Below are 20,124 nucleotides of genomic sequence, written 5' to 3' on the forward strand. Positions count from 1 at the left end.
TTTCCTTTGCTGGCCCAGGGGGCGAAAGCTAGACTGTGCAACTTCAAGCCGACTTCAAGTCAAGAGCAAGAGCAAGAGCATGAGACACCTGGACATTGCCGAGGTCGCGCAGCAATCCGGCATTCCCGCGTCGGCGCTGCGCTTTTACGAAGAGAAGGGGCTGATTGCCTCCACCGGAAGGCGCGGGCTGCGGCGGCTGTTCGACCCCGGCGTGATCGAACGGCTGGCGCTGATCTCGCTGGGGCGCGCCTCCGGTTTTTCGCTCGACGAGATCGCGCACATGTTTGCACCGGAAGGGCAGCCGCGTCTGGATCGCAAGATGCTCGCGGCCAAGGCGGATGAGCTGGACAAGACCATCCGCAAGTTGAGCGCCATGCGCGACAGCCTTCGCCACGCGGCCGTCTGCCCGGCGCCGAGCCATATGGAATGCCCTACGTTTCGGCGGCTCCTGAAGGCCGCGGGCGCCGGTGCGCTCGGTAAGCGAAAGAAGGGCGCTCCGCAGCCGCCGGCGAACCAGGTCCGCCTCACGTCGCCTTGATCGCAAAGCGCTTGATGATGTCCCCGTACTGCTTCGTCTCCGCACGCATGCGCTCCGCAAACTGCTTGCCCGGCATCGCGACCAGATCGGTCCCCAGCGCGGCGAGCTTGGCGCGCGTGTCTGGCCGCTGAAGCACCGCGAAGGCGGCCTTCTCCAGCTGCTGGACGATCTCCGCCGGCGTGCGCGCAGGCACCAGCACGCCGTACCACGCGACGAAGTCGTCGTCGCGCATGATGCCCAGCGCCTCGCCCACCGTCGGCACGGCCGGAACGAGCGGCGAGCGCCTGGGCTGCGTCACCGCCAGCGCCACCAGCTTGCCGGCGTTGAGGTGCGACAGCAGCGGCGGCGCGCCCACCAGCGCGAAGGACACCTCGCCGCCCAGAACCCCGACCGTCGCCGGCGCGGCGCCCTTGTAGGGCACGTGCACGATGTCCAAGCCCGTCTGCGAGCGCAGCAGCTCCACCGCGATGTGCTGCGGCGTGCCGTTGCCGGGCGTGCCGACGGTGATGCCGCCCGATGTCTTGCGCGCCGCATCGAGCGCCTCGCGCAGCGTCTTCGCGCCCAGCGATGCATTGGCGACCAGCAGGTTGGGCGACTGCGACACCAGCGCCACCGGCGTGAAGTCGCTCAGCGGCGCATACGACACCTTGGCGTGGAGCGAAGGCGTGATGGTCAGCTCGGGGTTGCCCGCGAGCAGCACGGTGTAGCCGTCCGGCGCCGCCTTGGCTGCGGCCTCGGCACCGAGCATGCCGCCGGCGCCCGCACGGTTGTCGACCACGAAGTTCTGCTTCAGCTCTTCGCCCATGCCCTGCGCCATCAGGCGGGCGACCGCATCGATGCCGCCCCCGGCGGAATAGGGCACGATCATCTTCACCGGCGCGTTGGGGTAGCCCTGGGCGAAGGCCGTGCCGATGCCTCCGAACAGGGAGGCGCCTAGGCCGGCGAGGACGGTTCTGCGTTGCATGCGATGTCTCCTTCGTTCTGATCGAATATGCGGCCCGGGTTGAGCAGTTGGGCCGGATCGAGTGCCTGCTTCAGCCGGCGCATGAGCTCGACTTCCGCCGGGCTGCGCGACACCTGCAGGAATTCCTTCTTCAAGCGGCCGATGCCATGCTCGGCGCTGATGGTGCCGCGGCGTCCGCGCAGCGCGCCGTAGGCGATCTCGTCGACCTCGTGCAGGGCCTGTGCATCGACCGGCCCGCTGATGAGGTGCAGGTTGTTGTCGCCGAGGTGGCCGAGGAACAGATGCTCGGCCGATGGAATGCGCTGCCGCAACGCCGCCTCGACCTCGCCGATATAGCCGGCCGTCTCGGCCCAGGGCATGCCGATGTCCAGCGCGGCCGTGGGCTTGAGGTGCGACAGCAGCTCGGGGATCGACTCGCGCAGGCGCCAGAAGGCCTCGCGGTGCGCGAGCGTGGCGGCGAAAGCGCAGTCGGCAATCTCTTCCTTGTCCAGCGCATCGGCCAGGGCCGACTGCAGTTCGTCTTCCATCGACTGGCCGGCCGATCCGGCCGCCTCGATCAGCACGTGCCAGGGCGCCGCGCTGCCCAGCGGCGGCGCCTGTTTGCAGAGCTTCGACGCCATCCCCACGAAGCGGCCCGACATGAACTCGAAGGCACACAGCGCCGGCCCCATGCGGCTCTTGAGCGCGCGCAGCAAGGCCGGCAGCGCCTCGAAGCGATCGGCCGTCACCCACGCCGCAGCCACCTCGCCCATCGGCGGATGCAGCCGCAGCGTGAGCCGCGTGATGATGCCCAGCGTGCCTTCGGTGCCGATGAACAGAAAACGCGGATCGAAGCCCGTGCTGTTCTTGACCAGCCGCGTGAGCGAGGACACCACCGTGCCGTCGGCCAGCACCGCCTCGACGCCCAGCACCGAATCGCGCATGGTCCCGTAGCGGATCACGCGGATGCCGCCGGCATTGGTCGCCGCATTGCCGCCCACCGTGCAGCTGCCGCGCGCCCCCAGGTCGACCGCGAACATCCAGCCCTGCGCGGCCGCCGCTTCCTGCACCTGCTGCAGCGTGGCGCCGGCCTGCACCTGCATCACGCCTTCGAGCGCGTCGATGTCCTCGATGCGGTTCATGCGCTCGAGGTTGATCACCACGTCGCCGTCGCCCGGCACCGCGCCGCCCGCCAGGCCGGTCATGCCGCCCTGCACGGTGATGCGCCGCTTCTCGTCGCGACAGCGGCGCACGAGGGCCGCGACTTCCTCGGTCGTGGTCGGCCGGTGCAGCTCGCTCGGCATGCCGTGGGGCAGGCCGCTCCAGTCCTTCAGGTAGCGCTCGTCGATGTCGGTCGTGATCATGGCGCCTGCCTCACGCCTTGACCGGCGTGGACGTGGACGAGCCCAGCTGGTGCGCCGCATCCGGCCCGCCGTAGTGCTGGATCAGCCGGGCCTGGTCGGCCTGCGCCTGGCGGTCGACCGCGTCGGGGTCGCAGATGGCCAGCAGCGCCTCGTGCATGGCCGCCAGTACATCCGCATGCGCTGCGCTGCCGGCCAGGTCGACCAACTCTTCCGGATCGTCCTGCAGGTCGAAGAGCTCGGGCCGGAAGCCGACGTAGTAGTGGTACTTCCAGCGGCCCTTGCGCAGCATGAAGCCGCCCGTGTTGCTGCCGGCCGCGTGGTATTCGCTGAGGATCGGGCGCTCGGGCTCCGGCGCGGCCGTGGCCACCTCGTACAGCGAGCGGCCCGGCCGCCCCGCCATCTCGGGCGCCGGGTCGAGCCCCGCGCCTTCGAGGATGGTGGGGAACAGGTCCAGCAGGTCGACCGGCGTGTCGCACACCGAGGGCGCGACGCCCGGGCCGGCCAGCAGCATCGGCACCTTCACGCTCTCCTCGTACAGCGTCGACTTGCCCCACACGCCGCGCGCGCCGAGGTTGTCGCCGTGATCGGAGGTGTAGATGACCTGCGTGCTGTCTTCCAGTCCCGCGGTGCGCAGGGCCGCCATCATCTGGCCCACGTTGTGGTCCAGCCAGCTGCACAGGCCGTAGTAGGCCGCGAAGGCGCGCCGCCGCTCGTCCGCATCGGCAAAGCGTTCTTCCGAGGCCATGAAGTCGCAGTACTCCTGCACCCACGGATGGCGCTGGTAGCCGGTGCCGGGGTGCAGCTTGGGCTCGGGCAGGCGGTCGGTGGGGTAGAGGTTGTAGAAGGCCTCGGGCACCACCAGCGGGAAATGCGGCGCCACCAGGCCCACATACAGCACGAAGCCCTGCTCGGCGCGCCGGGCGGCCTCGCCCAGCCATTCGGCGGCGCGCTGCGTCACCGCGCGGTCGTACTGCGTGTACGACGATTCGCCGGGGCCGATGCGCTCGCCCAGCATGCGCGGGCCGTCGGGCCGCGGGCGGAAGGGGTTGCGGATCGAAGCCCACACCATCCCGTGCCCGCCCACCACATGCATCGGCAGGTGCTCGGCGTCGAAGCCCGCCGGGTCTTCCTCGCTGCGGTAGTGCAGCTTGCCGATGCTCTCGACGCGGATGCGATGCTCCTGCAGCACATGCCCCCAGCCGCGCTGCTCGCCGGTGTAGGGCATGGCGTTGTCCCAGAGGCGCAGCTGGTGTACCCGCAGACCGGTCGCGAAGGCGGCTCGCGCCGGCACGCAGATCGGGCTGGGCGTGTAGGCGTTGGTGAAGCGCACCCCGCGCTGCGCGAGCGCGTCGAGGTGGGGCGTCTGGGCGAAGGGGTGGCCGGAGCATCCCATCATCCGCGGGTCGTGCTCATCGGACATGATGACCACGACGTTTCTCTTCTGTGCCATGTGTTGTGTCTCCTGCGGTGCGCCGTGCGTAGGCACTAGCGCTTGGTGGAGACTGTGAGCGCTCCGGCGCTACGAATCCAATACTGTCTAGGGATACGCCGCTTTCATTTTTTCTTATGGCTCGCGCCGGGGATGCGGCCGTGCAGCCGGCCGTCGCGCACCATGCCGCGGACGATCTCGATCAGCGTGTCGCGCACCGCCAGCGCCGCGAGGCTCAGCGGGCGGTCGCGCGGCCACACCACCGCCTGCATGCGCGTGAGCTCCGGCTCCACCACCAGCCGTCCGGCGATGGACTTCGCCGCCACCGCCTCGTGGCAGGCGCTGGGCGGCATGATCGAAAACGCCAGCCCTTCGCGCACCACCGAGATCAGCATGGCCGGGCTGTTGAGCTCGTAGCGCACGTCGAGCCGCTTGTCGATCGCACTCGCGGCCCTTTCGATGATCTTGCGCAGGTCGTGCGCGCCGTCGGGCTCCGCCAGCGTGAGCGCCGCGACCTCGGCGAAGGGGATCTGCGCCGGCTTGCGGCGCATCGCCGCGCTGGCGCCGAAGAGCATGAAGCGCTCCTCGAACACCGGCAGCGACTCCATGCCCTGCAGCTCCGACGGGCTCGGCATCGCGGCCAGGTGCGCCTGGCCCGACTCCACCTGCGCGCGCACTTCGGACGACATCCCTTCGCGCACCGTCAGCTCGACATCGGGAAATTTCTCGGCCACCGCCCGCAGCAGCGGCGCCACCAGCAGGCCGGCGAGCGAACCGGCGATCGAGAGGCGCACCGTGCCGGAGGGCCGCACATCGCGGCCCGCGACCTGTTCCTTGAGCGCATCGGTGCGCGCGAGCAAGTCCACCGCCTTGTCGCAGAGCAGCCGGCCCGCGGGCGAGAGCTCCGCGCCGCGGGCATGGCGCTTGAAGAGCACTACCTCGAGGTCTTGCTCCAGCGCGGCGATGTTCTGGCTCAGCGCGGGCTGGGCGATGTTGAGATGCTCGGCCGCGCGCGAGAAGCTGCGGCTCTGGGCGATTTCGACGAAGTAGCGGAGCTGGCGCAGGGAGATGTTCATCGGGTGGCGCTCGACGTGGCTGAGCCGCCACTGTAGGGGCTCGATGCCCGCGCGCAGGGCCGTCCTACACCTTGATGCGCAACGGACTGGCACCGTTCGCAAGCAGAAATTGCATCGTAAAGTTACGAAAGGAATGGCCATGAACACCCTCAAGCTCCGCACCGTCTTCACCGCGGCAGCTCTTGCCGCCAGCAGCATTGCCTTCGTCGGCTGCACCACCACACGGCCCGACGACAACGCAAGCAGCGCATCGTCGCGCACGTCCATCGACGCGCAGGTCGACGCCACGCTCTCCAAGCTCTACAACGCCGTACCGGATTCGCGCGAGATGGTCGCCAAGTCCAAGGGCGTGCTGGTGTTCCCGTCGGTGGTTGGCGGGAGCCTGGGGATCGGCGCCGAGTACGGGCGCGGCGCGCTGCGCGTGGGCAACCGCACCCAGGCCTACTACAGCACCACGGCCGGCTCGATCGGCTTCCAGGCCGGCGCGCATTCCAGGGCCGTCGTCTATCTGTTCACCACGCAGGAAGCGCTGGACAAGTTCCGCAACAGCAAGGGCTGGACGGCGGGTGCCGACGCCTCGGTCGCCGCTGCGACCATGGGCGCCAACGGCCGGATCGACACCAACACGATGCGCCAGCCGGTGGTCGGCTTCGTGCTGACCAACCTGGGCCTGGAGGCGGGCGTTTCGCTGCAGGGCGCGAAGATCAGCGAGGTGCGGGTCTAGTCGTGAACCCCGGTCGGAGCGGCCAGGGCTGACCGGGGCGCTTCGACACGGCCGCATCGTGTTCTGCCCACTTGATGGCTGCGTTGTGCAGGCCAGCGATGAGCCTGGGCGCGCGCTCCACGATGCCGGACCTCGACAGCACGCAGACCAGCGTGTTCCCCTGGTGAATTTCCGCGCGGACGTAGATCTTGCCGGCATCCGTCCAATGGGAGATGGTCACGCGGCGCCCGCGATGCAGGAAGGATCTCTGCTCCTCGGTGTCCATGCGACCAGACTGCATTCGCCTGCCGGTCGGCACAGCCCCGAACTTCGTCCGCCCGTGTAGGCGGGAATGGACGCCCGATGTAGCGATCGGCCGGCCGGGGCCGCAGGCAGGCCCTCAGGGCCTTGCCGGGTCGGGGTAGAACGGACGCAAGCTCGCCGGCGCGGCGAAGCGGGCCCACCCGCCATCCGGCTGCGACAGCCGGTCTGCCACCGCATAGAACACGGCGGGGTGAACGCCCAGGCCGAAGTGGCTCGCTTCCACCTCGATGTTCTCGGAGAACGGCGTCTCCTCGTCGAGGCTGCTGCGCCACGACACGATCCCGTCGGAGCGGCTGAACATGGAGGTGGTGGGCACCATCGGCGTGGGCCTGGCCCAGCGTTGGCGCCGGGGATCGTCGGCCGGCCTGCCGCTCAGCAGCTCGTAGACCTTGGCCGCGCGCGTGGCCTTGGGGCTGCCGTGCAAGGGGCTGCCCAGCGTGACCACGTTGCGCACCGTCTCGGGGGACTTGGCGGCGAGCATCCGGGCGAACACGCCGCCGAGGCTCCAGCCCACCAGGCTGACCTTGCCCGAGCTCTGGTGCAGGCGATGCAGGAGGTCCAGCAGGCCCTTCTCGACACCCGGCAACGGCCCGCAGTTGGTGCCGTGGCCCCAGCCATGGACTGCGTAGCCGCGGGTTTCCAGGAAGCTGCGGAGCAGCTCAGTCGAACCGTCGCTCGCGCCCAGGCCGGGCAACACCATGACGGCATGGCCGTCACCGCGCGGCGCGCACTGGAGCAACGGCCATAGCGCGAGCGTCGCGCTGGCTTCCCAGAGTGCCCGGCACTCGGCCAGCATCAGGAACTTGGAAGGGGGGCCGGCAATGGCGGCAGTGGGCACGGTGGATCTCCTCGCGGTGTTGGAGCGCCCAAGGTAGGCGACGGGCCGGAGAGATTTCGCTGGGACAGGAGGCCTGCGGCGCGTAGGCGGAGCGGCCTTTCTTCTTAACGCCATGTCTTTTGACATTCGGTACGCCGGCGATGTCGATGGGAATCTTGATCGTCCTACTCGCGCGGCGTGGCGGCCGACTGTTTGATGCGCCTCACCATGCGCCCCATCGTTCAAACGGCACTGCGGAGTTTGCAAGGGCTGGCCCATGCCAGGGCGATCGCGCAGAGCCGGCGGGTGGCGTGGTCGTCACGCGCACGGGGCCGGTCGACGCGGCTGGAGGAACGGCCGGGGCGGGAGATGGCATGGGAGAACCATGTCGTGGTGCTCCGGCTGGGTATGACCGCGGAGGAGCTGAGCGAGCTGAAGATCAAGCGGGCGATCTACCTGCGGATGCTGCTGGACAGTGCGCCGAAGCGGCTGCAGGACTGGGTGGACGAGGACCAGCTGGAGGACATGCCGAAGTCGCGGCTTTTTGAATGGGTGGCGTATGACCTGGAATGCTTGGAGCTGGAGCAGATCGAGGGGACGATGACGGCGGGGGAGGAGGCGCGGTATGTGAGGGAGGTGGTGGAGTTCAAGGGGTTTGAGTAGCTGGCATGGAGGCGCAGAATCCGGCCTGGATGGGTGATCCTCCGCCGCGACGATCAACTTTGAGCGAGGTCAAGCATGCTGGCTGGCGTGGATGAGGGCCTACTGTTCCTCCTGGTCATCGCAGCATTCTTTGCTGTCCTCGAGATCGCTTTTCGGGCCGGTCGCCGCAGCAGCGATCGGAATGACGAGAGGTCGAGATCGCACATCAACGCGCTGGAGGCCGCCCTCCTGGGGCTCCTTGCCCTGCTGCTGGGCTTCAATTTTGCGATGGCGGCGTCACGCTTCGATGTGCGCAAGGCGCTCATTCAGGAAGAAGTCAATGCCATCCGCACGACATCCCTCCGAGCGCAGCTGATGCCGCCCTTGCAGCGACAACAGATTTCGAACCTGCTGAACAGTTATGTCGCGGCACGCATCGACTTCATGCGCGCCGGCGTCGACCCGGCGCAGCTAGCCGCCGCCAGCGCCGCCGCGTCGGACATCGAGGCGCAGCTCTGGACGCTGGCAGGTACACCCGCGGCGGAAGGCCCGATCTCGCCGCCGACGGTCCTGGTCATTCAGTCGCTGAACGAAATGTTCAACGCCAACGAGAAGCGCCGTGCCGCGCTCGACAACCATGTGCCGCAGATCGTGATCGGCCTGCTGGTCGTCGTCGCGCTGGGCGCCCTCGGCTTCATCGCCTACGGGTATGGACTGACGGGGCATCGACGGCACGGATCGACAGCGCTGTTCGCGTTGCTGATCGCGATGGTGTTCACGATCATTGTCGATATGGATCAGCCGCGGACAGGGCTTGTCCGGGTGGGGGAGGAAAGTATGGTGCGGCTCAAGGAGAGCATTGAGCGGAATGGGCGATAGGGCCTCGTCTACGTTTTTCGTAGAGCAAACGCATTGGCGTTCGTCGACGATGGAGGGATGGAAAGCTCTTACACCTACAGAGTTCTTCGCTACGTGCACGACATCGGCACGGCCGAGTTCATCAATGTCGGTGTCGTTGTCGCCACGTGCGACGCGCCGTGCGTGGTGGCGAAGTTCAAAACTGACTGCCGGCGCGTCCAGGGCGCCTTCCCGTCGCTGGACACCGAGGTCTTTCTCGCTCGCATGCTGCGTCTGCAGGCGTGCTTCGACGCCATTGACGCCGCGCGGTGTGCCGAGGTGCGCGCCCGGGAAGGCCGGTGCATCGCGGCATTGATAGGTTCCGTGCTGCCGGTGGAAGACAGCGCACTCCACTGGTCGCCTACCGGTTCGGGCATCTACGGGCCTCTGGCTCTGGTGCTGGAGTCACTCTATGAGCGCTTGGTCACCAGACACGAATTGCAACGCGGACGTTGAGCGCTTGCCTGGGGTCAACACGGATGTTCTCGGGGGGTGGCATTGCTCCTAAGGTGCGCCGACTATGTCCAACGTCAGTTCACGCAGCGCTGCTCGCCGGCCCTCTACGATGACGGTTTTGGGTTCGCTCAAGCATCGCCCTCAGGGCTTCCCATCTGATAGTCGGGGCGGGTTCGGAAAGGATGAGCATGCGCGCCTTGTCGCCATCCGGCGCGGAGACGGCTATGACCTGGACCTGGAATGGTTGTGCAGCGCGAAATGAACGCCAGGCGTCCAGAGAAGAGGGGTCAATGCTAGATCCTGCAGCCCCTGCTGAGACAGCAGTTACCAACGCTGCGACCTGCAAGGTCGATCTCAAGGCTGACGTCCATCTCGATATCAGTCGAGGCTCCTGCCATGCTGTTGGATGTACCCGCGAAGCGCATGCGCGATCACTGTCAACGTACATATGGCCTCCTCCGAACCTGCGGCAGCAAGGCTCGATTCGCGTGACCGCGTCCCACATTCCGCGGGATGATGCAGCCACTCTGCCTATGAGCACTGCGAGTCTCCATCACACACACCCAAGCGCGCATCCTCCTTTCTAAGGAGGCGTGAATGGCCTGGTGCTTGAGACTGAATCGATCCGGGGGACAGAGGCCGCGTCAGAGCCGCGAAGACCGCAGCGGTGCAAGAAGGCATCCGTCCGCGCTGACGAATTCACCGGACGGGCACTTGCATCGCCCCGCAACGATGACAACGCCAGCAAGACGGCGACCAACTGAAGACGGACGGAACGCGGCAATCAGCATCCAGGATCGCGGCCCCTGCGTGAAGGCCGCGTCGCCGGTCCCCGTCGCGACTGCACGCGAGATCGGCATTCTCGCGAGAGACTTGGCCTCGGACAGGTCGAAGTCACCCGATGATCAATATCGCAGTCTGATGGTGGAACATGCCCGGCAAGGCGGCGACGACGCTCCCACATGAAGCGGTCGTAGTGGCGATGGAGTCCTACTTCGAAACCTTCACCCTCTCAAACTCAAACACCGCCACCTTCCCACCCGCCGTAACCTCAAACCGAATCACATCCTGCGCCTTCGGATACGGATCGCAGCACCCCTTCAACACCAGATCCCCCGTCACCATCTGCAGCGGCTCGACCGTGTTGGCTTGCAGGATCGAATGGGCCGCCTGCTCCTGGTTCTGCGCGTTGGATTCGAGTTGCTGGATGCCCAGCCCCGTGGCGCCGCCGACGGCCGCGCCGGCCACGATGCCGGCGAGCGGGTCGTACACGCGCACGGTGCTCGTGCCCGCGAAGGTCCTGATGCCGCGCGGACCGGCGGTGTAGCCCGAGTAGTTCGATCGATACGTCTGGCGCGACGCGCCGTAGGCGGCAGCGCCGGCCGCGAGGCCGCCGACGATGGCCAGGGCGATCTGCTTGGCCTGCTTCTCGCTCTGGATCTCGGCGATGCGCTCGGTGTAGGTGTAGATCGGCACCGGCTGGCCGCGGAAGAAGGCCTTGACGTTGTCGGGCGTGAAGTTGATGGCCTCGCCGCCGTTGTTGGCGTAGCCGATGGTGAAGGTCGGCATGGTCGTACCCTGCGTCCGGAACGTCGGGTACATGAAGATCTCATGGCTCTCGTTCTTCTCGGCGACGGTGCCGACGCCCTGGGTGTACTTCAGGGTCTGGATGGGCGCGTTCGCCTTGGGGGTGTACGCCACCATCGTGCTGCAGCCGCTCAAGGCGAGGGCGAGGGCGGTGATGGCGATGAGGGTCTTCGCGGGTCTGCTGCTGCGTCGTTGTTCTTTGTTGGTGGGCACGGGGGACGGCCTCCGGTTGTTCTTTTGAGGCCGCGATTGTTGGCGGCGCCCGGCCATGGGCGCGAGGCACAAAGTCTCGCTTGCGCCGTAAATCTCGCGACTTCCAGGCTCGCGCGAGTCCCTATTTGAAGATCGTGCCCGCAAAGAGCGCCTGGACGAGAGAAGGGTTCGTCCGAGGCACGGCACTCATTCGATCACCCGGTCGGCACGCAGCATCACCGTCTGCGGGATGGTCAGGCCGAGTGCGCTGGCGGTCTTCAAGTTGAGCGTGAGCTCGAACTTGCTCGGCAGCTCAACCGGCAACTCGGCCGCGCGCGCACCGCGCAGCAGCTTGTCGACATGGTTGAAGCTGTGCAAGATCATCCACCCGCGATCGGCGCCGTACGCGAGCAGGCCGCCGGCTTCGACAAACTCCTTGATCCCGCCGATGCTCGGCAGGCGCGCGCCGCTGGCGAAGTCTGCGATCCGGTGGCGCTCGCGGAAGGTCAGCGCGGTGTGATCGAACCAGACCGCGTGCGCGCGCATCTCGAGGATCTTCGCGAATGCCGCGTCGAGGTCCTCGCGACGGGACACGGGGAAGGTCTGCGCCTCGAAGCCAAGCACGGTGGCGGCGGATTCCACAAGGTTGACGGGCACTCGGTATTCGCCCCCGGCAAGGGTGCCCACCGCCGAAGCGGTCGTCACGATGGCGAGCCGCCTGATGGCCGGCAAGATCTCCTTGAGGATCTCGAGCCGTTTCAGGCCTTCGTTGCCCGCGTTGGAAGCCAGGCCCGTCACGTTGCGGCCGGGGCGCGCGAGCGCGTCGACCAATCCCTGCTCGACCGGGAAGGCGACGCCATAGAACGCAATCGGAATGTCGCGCGTGGCGCGCGCGGCGGCAAGGGCGGCCTCCGGGCCCGCAGCCCAAATGACATCGACGCGCTTGCGCACGAGCCCGGCCGCCAGCGCGTCGAGGCGATCGTTGCTCCCTTCCGCCGAGGCTTCCTCGATCTGGAGGTTCTCGCCCTCGTCCCACCCGAGCTCCTTGAGTCGCGCGCCGATCGGGGTTGCCTTTGCAGAACCTGGGTTCGGATAGAGCAGGCCGAGCACCCGTCGCCCGACTGCTCCCTGAGGCTGCGCCAAAGCGCAATCCGGCGCGGTCGCGGCAACTGCCAGAAGAGCGGGAAGCGCGTCGCGCCGCTTCATTCGATCACCTCGTCGGCGTGCAGCAGCAGGAGCAGCAGCGATTTCGGAATCGTGGAGCCGAGCGGGCCATGAAGGGAACGTGTGTGCGTGCGACCTGGCTCATTTCCGCTGCCTTCCGAGTTGCAGACAACTCTACGCGCCGCGAAAGGCTTCGTCATGCTCGCCCTTCGGATTTCCAGACGCTCGACCGTCCGGATCATCCGCCAGAAAATTTAGAACTAATGGTTGCTTTTCTTGGAAACGCTTTGTATCCTCACGCCCGCTCACGAGGGGGAGTTGGTCACTGACCGGCGCCCGGCATTGAACAACTTCAAAGAAGGCAGAACAAGAGATGAATGGCTTTCAGGTCGCTGGGCGCGCTCGCCTGGCGTTTGTTGCTTGCGGCCGTGCGGACGGCGGTGGTGGTGGTGGCGGCGGTGGTGGATTCGCGGGGCTTCCGGCCAGCGGCAGCGGCTCGGCCACCGGCCCGGCGGACCCGAACCCGCCGACCACGCTGCCCATCGATGCGACGTACACCCCACCGTCAATCTGTCCGGAGCAACGTGACGCCCACTTCGATTTCGGGCACCTATTACGCGTCGGCAACGTGATGCTCAACACATCGCTGCGCGGCACGGGGATCGGAGACGCCTCGGTGGTGGCGGGCAAGACGCTCTATGTGCTGATCGAAGACCCGGCGGGGCTGTTCGAGTCGGCGACTTCCGTGTCGGTGACGGCCGGTCCTCCGCCCGGGATGCTCATCATGCTGAAGGGCAAGAAGCTCGAGAAGGTCGGCGAGTTCACCGGCTCGCTGCGCATCTACGTGTGCCTGGACATCCGCTGCTCGGTGCGCCTGGGCAACGTGCCCTACAGCATTCCCTACGACATCAAGGTGAAGGACAACGCGGTGCCGGCGGTCGACAAGGTAGAGCTGGCCACCGGCTTCGGCGCCGTGCCCACGCCGCAGACGGTCAGCGTCACTTCACCCAGCGGCTGGGCCTCCAGCAACCTGGTGGTCTCCAGCAACAACCCGCTTTTCTCGGCCGACTTCACGCAGGCCAACGCCGACGGCACGGCGGCCCTGACCGTCGGCGCAAAGCTCGCGCTGCCGGGCACCTACACGGCAACGCTCACCATCTCGGTGAAGCAGAGCACGCCCACCTACCCGGCGCCGCTGTCGGTGACGCTGCCGGTGAGCTACACCGTGGCGCCCGACGCGAACGTGCCCTACGTATTCGGGACGGAGGGGCAGGTGCTGGCGTTGAAGGCGGGCCAGCGCAATATCAGCGAGAGCTACTTCACCGCGTTTGCCACGCCGGGCACGCTGCAGTACGACGGGCTCGAATACCTGACCACGCCCGATCAGGACGCCGCCGCGTACGTGAACCACCGCAGGAACTGGCTACAGGTCGTCACCGGCACGATTCCGGGCCACACGCTCGGGCACACGATGCGCTACCTGGGGTGCTACGGAACGGGCGCGTTCCTCAATGGCCAGCCCGTCGTTCAATGCCTGCCGCCGGACGCCTATGCGTTCCGGCTGCGGTACAAGCATCTGCAGAACGGGACCACGACGACCGTGTATTACTACGGGGCGATGGTGATCTCGCCTTGATGGCGGCGCTCAAGCGCCTTCGACAATCCGCAGGTCCCGTTCGGCCCCGTCGCCCAGCGCGGCCAGCGCGGCTTGGTAGTCGGGGCTGTCATGCGTGGCGGTGGCCTGCTCGACGCTGTCGAACTCGATCAAGACGGTGCGCTCGGACAACCCGAACTCGTAGACCTTGGCCGGCACACCGCGCGCCAGAAAGCGCCCGCCGCCGGCAGTGATGGCGGGGCCGGCCAGTTTGGCGTAGGCCGCAAGTTTGTCGGCATCCTTGACGGCTCGATATGCGCTGACCCAATAGGCTTTTGCCATGGTGATTTCTCTCTTCGTTGGTGTTTGAACAAATAGCCCTGCGTGCGCTCGATTGGCGCTCGATAGCTTTCGCGAGCTCGATCATATTTGAGCACCTGGGGCGTCGTGTGCCCCACGCATGCCCGCATGAAGCCCTCAGTCGTCGAGCGCGTCTTCATCCCTGCGGATGGATTCGCGGTCGCGGTGCTTGTCCTGGCGGCCCAGGGCGCTGTCGAGCGCACGCTTGAGCTTGTCGGCCGCGCCGCGAAAGGCCTCGTCGAGGCTGGGCGCATGCTGCGTCACGGTCACCGGCTGGCGCCCGGAGACGCGCGCTTCCATCGCGCAGCGCTTGTCGCCGCCGCCGCTCGGGTCGTGGTTCTCGTCGCTCAGGTGGACCTCGATGCGCGTCACGTCGGCAGAGAAACGGTCCAGCGCCTGCTTGATCTCTTCGTTGGCCCAGCGTTCGAGGGCGTCCTTGTTCTCGACGCCGTTGCTGGTGTTCACTTGTATTTGCATGTCATCTACCTCTGGTTCGTTTGAACTTGCTGCGTGCCCAGTTTTTCCAGCACGGCCTTCGCTTCGCGGAGCTCGCTGAATCCGAAGCCTTCAGTAAACCACGCATGGAGCGGCTGCAGCACCTGCCGTGCTTCGGTGCCTTTGCCCTGGCGCTGCCAGAGGTTTGCCAAGTCGCGGGCCGCGCGCAAGGCAAAGAGTTTGAGTCCACGCGCCTCCGCGATGGCGATGGCCTCGCGGTACCGCGCCTCGGCGCCGGCATCGTCGCCGCCGCCCTCCAGCAGGCGGCCGGCGAGCCGCAGCAGCTCGCTCTCGTAGAAGCGCTCGTCGGTCTCGGCCTGGGCGGCCTGCGCGTCGGCAAGGTAACGCCTGGCCTCTTCGCTTCGGCCGGCCCGCAACAGCGCATCGGCCGCCTGCGCGCCGTACTGCGAACACTGCTGCTTGCCGCCGGCGGATACCCAGAGCTCGTAGCCCTTGCGCAGAAGGGCGATGCCGGGCTCGACATCGCCCAGCGCGATGTTGGTTCGGCCCAAAAACATCCAGGCGTTGGCAACGCGCGTCTGGATGCCGAAGCGTTCCGACAACGCAAGCATCTGCTTCGCTTCCGCGGCCGCCTGGGCATGCTCGCCCTTCGACAGCAGGACCCTGATCCACGCCTGCTTCGCCATGGCGATGGTGGGCGGGCGTGGGCCCCGGACTTCGGCGATGCGCACGGGCCTCGGCCGCGAGGGCCTCGGCCTGCTCCAGGTAGCCCTGCGCATGCCGCGCACGCGCATGCTGATGGCGCGGATCATGATGGCCGGGTCGGCGCCCGCAACGGGGTGCTCGTGCGTGAGCTGCACGCTGTCGTCGAGCAGCCTCGCATCCTCCAGGTGCTGCCACGCCTCGGCGATCTCACCGCGCAGGTAGTGGGCGGCACCGAGGACGATCGAGACGTTGACGCGCCACCGCGGCGCCAGCAACGCCAGCTGCGCCGGCTCGATGCCGTGGATGCCTGCAATCAGCTCGCCGTTGCGCCCGGCCGAGTTCATCGACGGAGCGGAGCCGACCCAGGCGCTCACGTAGTCTTCGACACGCCCGAGCTCGCGCGCCAGCTCGCGGGCCTTGGCGTAGCTCTGGTCGGTGGCGCCCGAGGCATAGCCCTCCGAGACGGTCAGCGCGTTGCCGAGCTTCAGGTGCAGGGCCAGCTCGAGCTCGCTGCGCGACGGGCCGGCGGGCAGGCGCGCGATGAGCGCGACCGCGGCCTTGTAGTGGATGCTGGCCTCGCGGCTGGCAAAGCGTTGTTGCGCCAGGTCGCCGGCCGCGGTCCAGTAGCGGAGGGCTTCGCTCACGTGGCCGGCTTCCTGGTGGTGCTGGGCCAGCAGCTCGGGATGGATGGTGACGGTCTGCGGCTCGTTGCGCTCGAGGGCGTGCGCGATCTGCGCATGCCGCAGCGCGCGCTGGCTGCGGACCATGCTGTTGTAGGCGGTGTCGCGGATCAGCGCATGCTTGAAGGCATAGCCGGCCTCGGCAGGCGTGCCGCGGCGGAACACGAGCTCGGCGCGCAGCAGCTCGTCGAGCGCCTGCTCGAGCTGCGCGGCGAGGATCTGCATGACCTGGGCGAGCAGGGCGTGGCTGAACTCGCGGCCGATGGCGGCGGCCACCTGGGCGATCTCCTTGGCGGGTGCGAGCCGGTCGAGGCGCGCCATCAGCGAATCCTGCAGGGTCGACGGGATCGCGAGCGTCTGCAGGGGGCCGTGCAGGCGGTAGCCGGCCGGCGTGTCCTCGACGAGCGCGGAAGCCAGCACGGTCTTGGTCAGCTCCTCGACGAAGAGCGGCACGCCGTCGGTCTTGCGGATGATCTCGTCGACCAGCTCGGCGGGCAGCGGCTTGCCGCCGGTAACGCTGCCGATCAGCGCGGCCGACTGGCGATGGCTCAGGCGGTTCATCGTGAGCCGGGTCGAGTTCACGGGGTTGCCCCAGGAGGGCAGGTACTGCGGGCGGCAGGTCAGCAGCATCAGCACGCGGGCGTCGCGCAGGCCATCGACGGCCAGGCCGATCCATTCCTCGGTGGTGGGGTCGATCCAGTGCGCGTCTTCGATGAGCACGAGCAACGGCGCGCGCAGCGAAAGGCCGCGCACGACGTCGATGGCGGCCTGCAAGGTGGCGGCCTTCTGCTGCTGCTGCGTCTGGCCGGCCGGGGCGGGGCGGCCGCCGTCGGGCAGCGTCATCAGCCGGAGCAGGCCGCCCAGGGCTTCGGGCGCGAGCGCGACGTCGTGCTCGGCCAGGTACTGCTCGAAGCGCGCGGCGCGGCGGTCGGGCGCATCGGCCGGCGCCAGGTTCGCGGCGATCTCGATGCAGCGCACCAGCGGGTAGAGGGCGCTGTTGCTGTGGGAGGGCGAGCATTGCAGCACGATCGTCTCGCGGCCTTCGGCAGCGGTGCGTTCGCGCAGGGCCTGGGTGATGCGCGACTTGCCGATGCCCGGCTCGCCGGAGAGCAGCACGATCTGGCCTTCGCCCTCGCAGGCGGTGTTCCAGCGCTCGAGCAGCAGGGCCAGCTCGCTGTCGCGCCCGACCAGCTGCGACAGCTGCTGCGTGTGGATGGCCTCGAAGCGGCTGGCGGTGCGGCGCTCGCGCAGCACCTGCCAGGCCTGCACGGGCGCTTCGAAGCCCTTGAGTGCGAGCGCGCCCAGGGCCTCGAGCTCGAACTCTTCGCCGAGGAGCTGGCGCGTGCGGTCGGCGATGACGATGCAGTCGGGCGCGGCCTGGGCCTGCAGCCGGGCGGCCAGGCTGGGGGTTTCGCCGCTGGCGCTGAGCTCGGCGGCCGGTGTGCCGGATCCGATCTGGCCGACGACGACGAGGCCGGTCGCGATGCCGATGCGGGTGTGCAGGGAGTGCCGGCCGTTTGTCGCGAGCCGGCCGATGGCGGCGATCACCTCCAGGGCGGCGTGGATGGCGCGCGCTGCATCGTCCTCGTTGGCATGCGGGTAGCCGAAGTAGACGAGCACGCCGTCGCCGAGCAGCTGGGCCACGTAGCCGTCGTGCGCCGCCACGGCGGCCGTCACCGCGGCGTGGTAGTCGCCGATGACGGCGCGCAGGTCCTCGGGGTCGAGCAGGGCGGCGAGTTCGGTGGAGCCGACCAGGTCGCAGAACATCACCGTGAGTTGCCGGCGCTCGGCGACTTGCGATGTCGCGGACGGGCTGGCGGCGGGTGGGGCGATGGGGCTACTGGCGGGGGCTTCCTGATGGCCCTGCGCGATCACGTGCAGCATGCGCTTGCGATCGCCCAACGCGGCGATGCCGATCTCCTTGAGGTCTGCGTCGGTGAGCTCAGGCAGGACGTCCAGTTCGATGCGCTGCGCCTCGAACATCGGCGCATAGTGCTCCATGCCGATCTCGGCAAGCCACTGGAGCATGGTCTTCATCATTCGCTACCTGTCGACGGCCGTTCGATGGGCGCGCGCCGCGACGGGGCTCGGCACGCACGCATCGTCCGGTTGGTTGTCGCGTTGGGGAAGCGCTTTCGAGGATACGCCCGCACCTCAGATCGCGCAGCTTCTTTTCAGGCCAGGTTCGAGCGCGGGCAACTGCTTGAAACAGCTCGATATTCACTGAAAACGGCATATTTACTGCGCAGTGAATATTGGCTGTGCAGTGAATATCACCCAGGCCCCTCCCGCCGCAAGCTGTTGCTCAACGCCGTCTTCCTCAAAATCACCGCAAACGACTGCACCGCCGCCGGCTTGCTCTCCCCCAGCCGCCACAGGATCCCCGGCGTCCGCACCGGCGTCGGGCTCTCCAGCGGGATCACCTTCAGCCCCGCCATCGCCTCCGGCACGGCGTTGATGGCCACGATCGAGCCGATCATGGTGCGCGCCACCAGCGCCAGCATCGGCGCCACGGTCGACATCTCGGCCACCACGGTCGGCTCGGCGCCGCAGGCGTGGAAGCACTCGTCGAGCATGGTGCGGGTCGAGAAGCTGGACGAGACGAGCACCAGGTCCTGCCGGTGCAGCTCCACCATGCGGATGCGTTTGCGGCCGGCCAGCGGATGGCCAGTGGAGACGACCAGCACCATCTCCTCGTTGTAGAGCGGCTCGAACCACAGGCCGGTCGGGTCCTGCGGGCGGTAGGAGATGCCGAGATCCAGCTCGCCTGCCGCGAGGCGGGCGGCGATGACCTCGGCCGCCAGCTCCTCGACGCTGATGCGCACGGTGGGGTGGCGCGCCAGGAACTGCGCCACGCACTCCGGGATGAGGCCGATGTTGAAGGTGTGGGTGGCGCCGATGCGCACCTTGCCGGTGAGGTTGCCGGCGCCGGGCTTGAGCAGCGCCACGCCCTGGTCGACCTCCTTCAGGGCGCGCGAGGCAAAGCCCCGCAGCAGCTCGCCGGCCTCGGTGGTCACGACCTTCTTGCCGATGCGCTCGAAGAGGGGCTGGCCAAGCTCTTCCTCGAGCTGCTTGATCTGGTGCGAGAGGGTCGACTGGGTCACATGCACACGCTCGGCGGCGCGCGTGAAGCTCAGGCAATCGGCCAGTGCGACGAAGTAGCGCAGATGCCTCATCTCCATACAAACCCCTGCAAATGATCGATGCCATCGATGATATCGATGGAAATTCATCATTTGTCGCGGCCTCCTTCGCGGCCTATCGTCCGGCCAGAACAGGAGACAAGACATGGCGGACTACAACCAGGACAGCATCACGCAGGACGTGCTCGACGCCTTCGCGAAGACGCCCGACCCGCGCCTGCGCGAGCTCATGAGCGCGCTGGTGAAGCACATGCACGCCTTCGCGCGCGAGGTCGACCTGAAGCCGGACGAATGGCTCGCGGCGATGAAGTTTCTCGAGGCGACGGGGCAGATCTCGACCGACAAGCGGCCGGAGTTCATCCTGCTCTCAGACACGCTGGGCCTGTCGATGATGGTGGTGGCGCTGGACCAGGCGCGCGCCAGCGGCGGCGCCAAGGGCGCGACCGAGGCGACGGAGGCCACGGTGGAAGGCCCGTTCTACTGGGCCGGCGCGCCCGACATGCCGCTGGGCGCCGACATCCGCGGCAGCGCGCGCGGCGAACCGACCTTCTACATGGGCCGCGTGACCGATGTGCACGGCGCGCCGCTGGAAGGCGCCCTGCTCGACGTGTGGTCGGGCGACGGCGAGGGCAAGTACGACGTGCAGCTGAGCACCGAGCCGACGATGGCGGCGCGCGGCCGCTTCCGCACCGATGCGCAGGGACGCTACTGGTTCTGGTCGATCCTGCCTGCCTATTACCCGATTCCCGACGACGGGCCGGTGGGGCAGATGATGCACAGCACCGAGCGCAGCATCTACCGGCCGGGCCACATCCATCTGCAGGTCTCGGCACCGGGGCACGTGACGCTGACCACGCAGGTCTTCGTCGCCGGCAGCCCTTACATCGACCAGGACGCCGTCTTCGGCAAGCGCGACAGCCTGGTGGTCGACTTCGAGAAGCACGCGCCGGGCAAGGCGGTCGACGGGCGCGAGATGCGCGAGCCGTACTACTCGGCGAGCTTCGACGTCAGGCTTGCACCTGCGGCCTGAATCCCTTTTTTCTTTTTTTGCAAG

21 protein-coding genes are annotated in these 20,124 nt (G+C 67.7%); 8 read left to right on the forward strand and 13 right to left on the reverse strand.

The window, feature by feature from the left end:
* Positions 1–79 precede the first annotated feature (79 nt).
* A complete protein-coding gene (locus GXN78_RS11925) occupies positions 80–538 on the forward strand; it encodes a helix-turn-helix domain-containing protein (RefSeq protein WP_106559343.1) in 459 nt (152 codons plus the stop codon).
* On the opposite strand, the gene GXN78_RS11930 is transcribed toward GXN78_RS11925, so the two are convergent.
* The 4 genes from GXN78_RS11930 to GXN78_RS11945 form a co-directional block, all read right to left on the reverse strand.
* Positions 525–1,502, reverse strand: a complete 978-nt coding sequence (locus tag GXN78_RS11930; RefSeq protein ID WP_106559344.1) for a tripartite tricarboxylate transporter substrate-binding protein — start codon at positions 1,500–1,502, stop codon at positions 525–527. The two genes, GXN78_RS11925 and GXN78_RS11930, sit on opposite strands and share 14 nt — an antisense overlap.
* Complete coding sequence (locus tag GXN78_RS11935; RefSeq protein WP_106559345.1) at positions 1,472–2,845, reverse strand: FAD-binding oxidoreductase; 1,374 nt, start codon at positions 2,843–2,845, stop codon at positions 1,472–1,474. The genes GXN78_RS11930 and GXN78_RS11935 overlap by 31 nt, the downstream gene beginning before the upstream one ends.
* A 10-nt stretch (positions 2,846–2,855) precedes the next feature.
* The gene (locus GXN78_RS11940) at positions 2,856–4,295 is read right to left on the reverse strand and encodes a sulfatase-like hydrolase/transferase (RefSeq protein WP_106559346.1); all 1,440 of its coding nucleotides are present in this window, start codon (positions 4,293–4,295) and stop codon (positions 2,856–2,858) included.
* 104 nt (positions 4,296–4,399) lie between these two features.
* Positions 4,400–5,350: a LysR family transcriptional regulator gene (locus tag GXN78_RS11945; protein WP_106559347.1), complete on the reverse strand. Its 951-nt coding sequence runs from the start codon at positions 5,348–5,350 to the stop codon at positions 4,400–4,402.
* A gap of 139 nt (positions 5,351–5,489) precedes the next feature.
* Here GXN78_RS11945 and GXN78_RS11950 point away from each other — a divergent pair, with 139 nt between their 5' ends.
* The gene (locus GXN78_RS11950; RefSeq protein ID WP_106559382.1) at positions 5,490–6,074 is read left to right on the forward strand and encodes a YSC84-related protein; all 585 of its coding nucleotides are present in this window, start codon (positions 5,490–5,492) and stop codon (positions 6,072–6,074) included.
* On the opposite strand, the gene GXN78_RS11955 is transcribed toward GXN78_RS11950, so the two are convergent.
* Together GXN78_RS11955 and GXN78_RS11960 are read right to left on the reverse strand one after the other, a co-directional pair.
* Positions 6,055–6,339 carry a hypothetical protein gene (locus GXN78_RS11955; RefSeq protein ID WP_106559348.1) on the reverse strand — a complete coding sequence of 95 codons (285 nt, stop codon included), beginning with the start codon at positions 6,337–6,339 and terminating at the stop codon, positions 6,055–6,057. The two genes, GXN78_RS11950 and GXN78_RS11955, sit on opposite strands and share 20 nt — an antisense overlap.
* Positions 6,340–6,453: 114 nt before the next feature.
* Positions 6,454–7,215 carry an alpha/beta hydrolase gene (locus GXN78_RS11960; protein WP_239142676.1) on the reverse strand — a complete coding sequence of 254 codons (762 nt, stop codon included), beginning with the start codon at positions 7,213–7,215 and terminating at the stop codon, positions 6,454–6,456.
* Positions 7,216–7,410: 195 nt separating this feature from the next.
* Between GXN78_RS11960 and GXN78_RS41920 the strand changes: the two genes are divergently transcribed.
* The 3 genes from GXN78_RS41920 (at position 7,411) to GXN78_RS11975 (ending at position 9,189) form a co-directional block, all read left to right on the forward strand.
* Entirely contained in the window at positions 7,411–7,857 is a 447-nt protein-coding gene (locus GXN78_RS41920; RefSeq protein ID WP_106559349.1) for a hypothetical protein, read from the forward strand.
* Between the two features lie 75 nt (positions 7,858–7,932).
* Positions 7,933–8,715: a hypothetical protein gene (locus GXN78_RS11970; RefSeq protein ID WP_106559350.1), complete on the forward strand. Its 783-nt coding sequence runs from the start codon at positions 7,933–7,935 to the stop codon at positions 8,713–8,715.
* Between the two features lie 33 nt (positions 8,716–8,748).
* Entirely contained in the window at positions 8,749–9,189 is a 441-nt protein-coding gene (locus GXN78_RS11975) for a DUF3037 domain-containing protein (protein ID WP_106559351.1), read from the forward strand.
* A 990-nt stretch (positions 9,190–10,179) separates the two neighbouring features.
* Here the strand turns inward: GXN78_RS11975 and GXN78_RS11980 are convergent.
* From GXN78_RS11980 to GXN78_RS11990, 3 genes are all read right to left on the reverse strand, one after another.
* Positions 10,180–10,989 carry a hypothetical protein gene (locus GXN78_RS11980; protein WP_146163139.1) on the reverse strand — a complete coding sequence of 270 codons (810 nt, stop codon included), beginning with the start codon at positions 10,987–10,989 and terminating at the stop codon, positions 10,180–10,182.
* 186 nt (positions 10,990–11,175) lie between these two features.
* Complete coding sequence (locus tag GXN78_RS11985; RefSeq protein WP_106559354.1) at positions 11,176–12,174, reverse strand: ABC transporter substrate-binding protein; 999 nt, start codon at positions 12,172–12,174, stop codon at positions 11,176–11,178.
* Positions 12,171–12,332, reverse strand: a complete 162-nt coding sequence (locus GXN78_RS11990) for a hypothetical protein (protein WP_164255429.1) — start codon at positions 12,330–12,332, stop codon at positions 12,171–12,173. The genes GXN78_RS11985 and GXN78_RS11990 overlap by 4 nt, the downstream gene beginning before the upstream one ends.
* A gap of 173 nt (positions 12,333–12,505) precedes the next feature.
* On the opposite strand from GXN78_RS11990, the gene GXN78_RS11995 reads away from it, so the two are divergent.
* The gene (locus GXN78_RS11995) at positions 12,506–13,768 is read left to right on the forward strand and encodes a hypothetical protein (RefSeq protein WP_164255324.1); all 1,263 of its coding nucleotides are present in this window, start codon (positions 12,506–12,508) and stop codon (positions 13,766–13,768) included.
* Between the two features lie 9 nt (positions 13,769–13,777).
* Here the strand turns inward: GXN78_RS11995 and GXN78_RS12000 are convergent, their stop codons facing one another.
* The 3 genes from GXN78_RS12000 to GXN78_RS12010 form a co-directional block, all read right to left on the reverse strand.
* Positions 13,778–14,068 (reverse strand): DUF1330 domain-containing protein, encoded by a 291-nt coding sequence (locus GXN78_RS12000; RefSeq protein ID WP_106559356.1) that lies wholly within the window; start codon positions 14,066–14,068, stop codon positions 13,778–13,780.
* Between the two features lie 135 nt (positions 14,069–14,203).
* Complete coding sequence (locus GXN78_RS12005) at positions 14,204–14,563, reverse strand: HPF/RaiA family ribosome-associated protein (RefSeq protein ID WP_106559357.1); 360 nt, start codon at positions 14,561–14,563, stop codon at positions 14,204–14,206.
* Between the two features lie 5 nt (positions 14,564–14,568).
* Positions 14,569–17,955: an adenylate/guanylate cyclase domain-containing protein gene (locus GXN78_RS12010; protein ID WP_164255430.1), complete on the reverse strand. Its 3,387-nt coding sequence runs from the start codon at positions 17,953–17,955 to the stop codon at positions 14,569–14,571.
* On the opposite strand from GXN78_RS12010, the gene GXN78_RS12015 reads away from it, so the two are divergent.
* Complete coding sequence (locus GXN78_RS12015) at positions 17,954–18,154, forward strand: hypothetical protein (protein WP_146163140.1); 201 nt, start codon at positions 17,954–17,956, stop codon at positions 18,152–18,154. The genes GXN78_RS12010 and GXN78_RS12015 overlap by 2 nt on opposite strands.
* A 46-nt stretch (positions 18,155–18,200) precedes the next feature.
* On the opposite strand, the gene GXN78_RS12020 is transcribed toward GXN78_RS12015, so the two are convergent.
* Entirely contained in the window at positions 18,201–19,109 is a 909-nt protein-coding gene (locus GXN78_RS12020) for a LysR substrate-binding domain-containing protein (protein ID WP_106559359.1), read from the reverse strand.
* 106 nt (positions 19,110–19,215) lie between these two features.
* On the opposite strand from GXN78_RS12020, the gene GXN78_RS12025 reads away from it, so the two are divergent.
* Positions 19,216–20,100 carry a dioxygenase gene (locus GXN78_RS12025; protein ID WP_106559360.1) on the forward strand — a complete coding sequence of 295 codons (885 nt, stop codon included), beginning with the start codon at positions 19,216–19,218 and terminating at the stop codon, positions 20,098–20,100.
* The last annotated feature ends 24 nt before the right edge of the window (positions 20,101–20,124 follow it).

Origin of the sequence: Variovorax sp. WS11, from assembly GCF_010499245.1 — a bacterium.
GTDB lineage: Bacteria > Pseudomonadota > Gammaproteobacteria > Burkholderiales > Burkholderiaceae_C > Variovorax.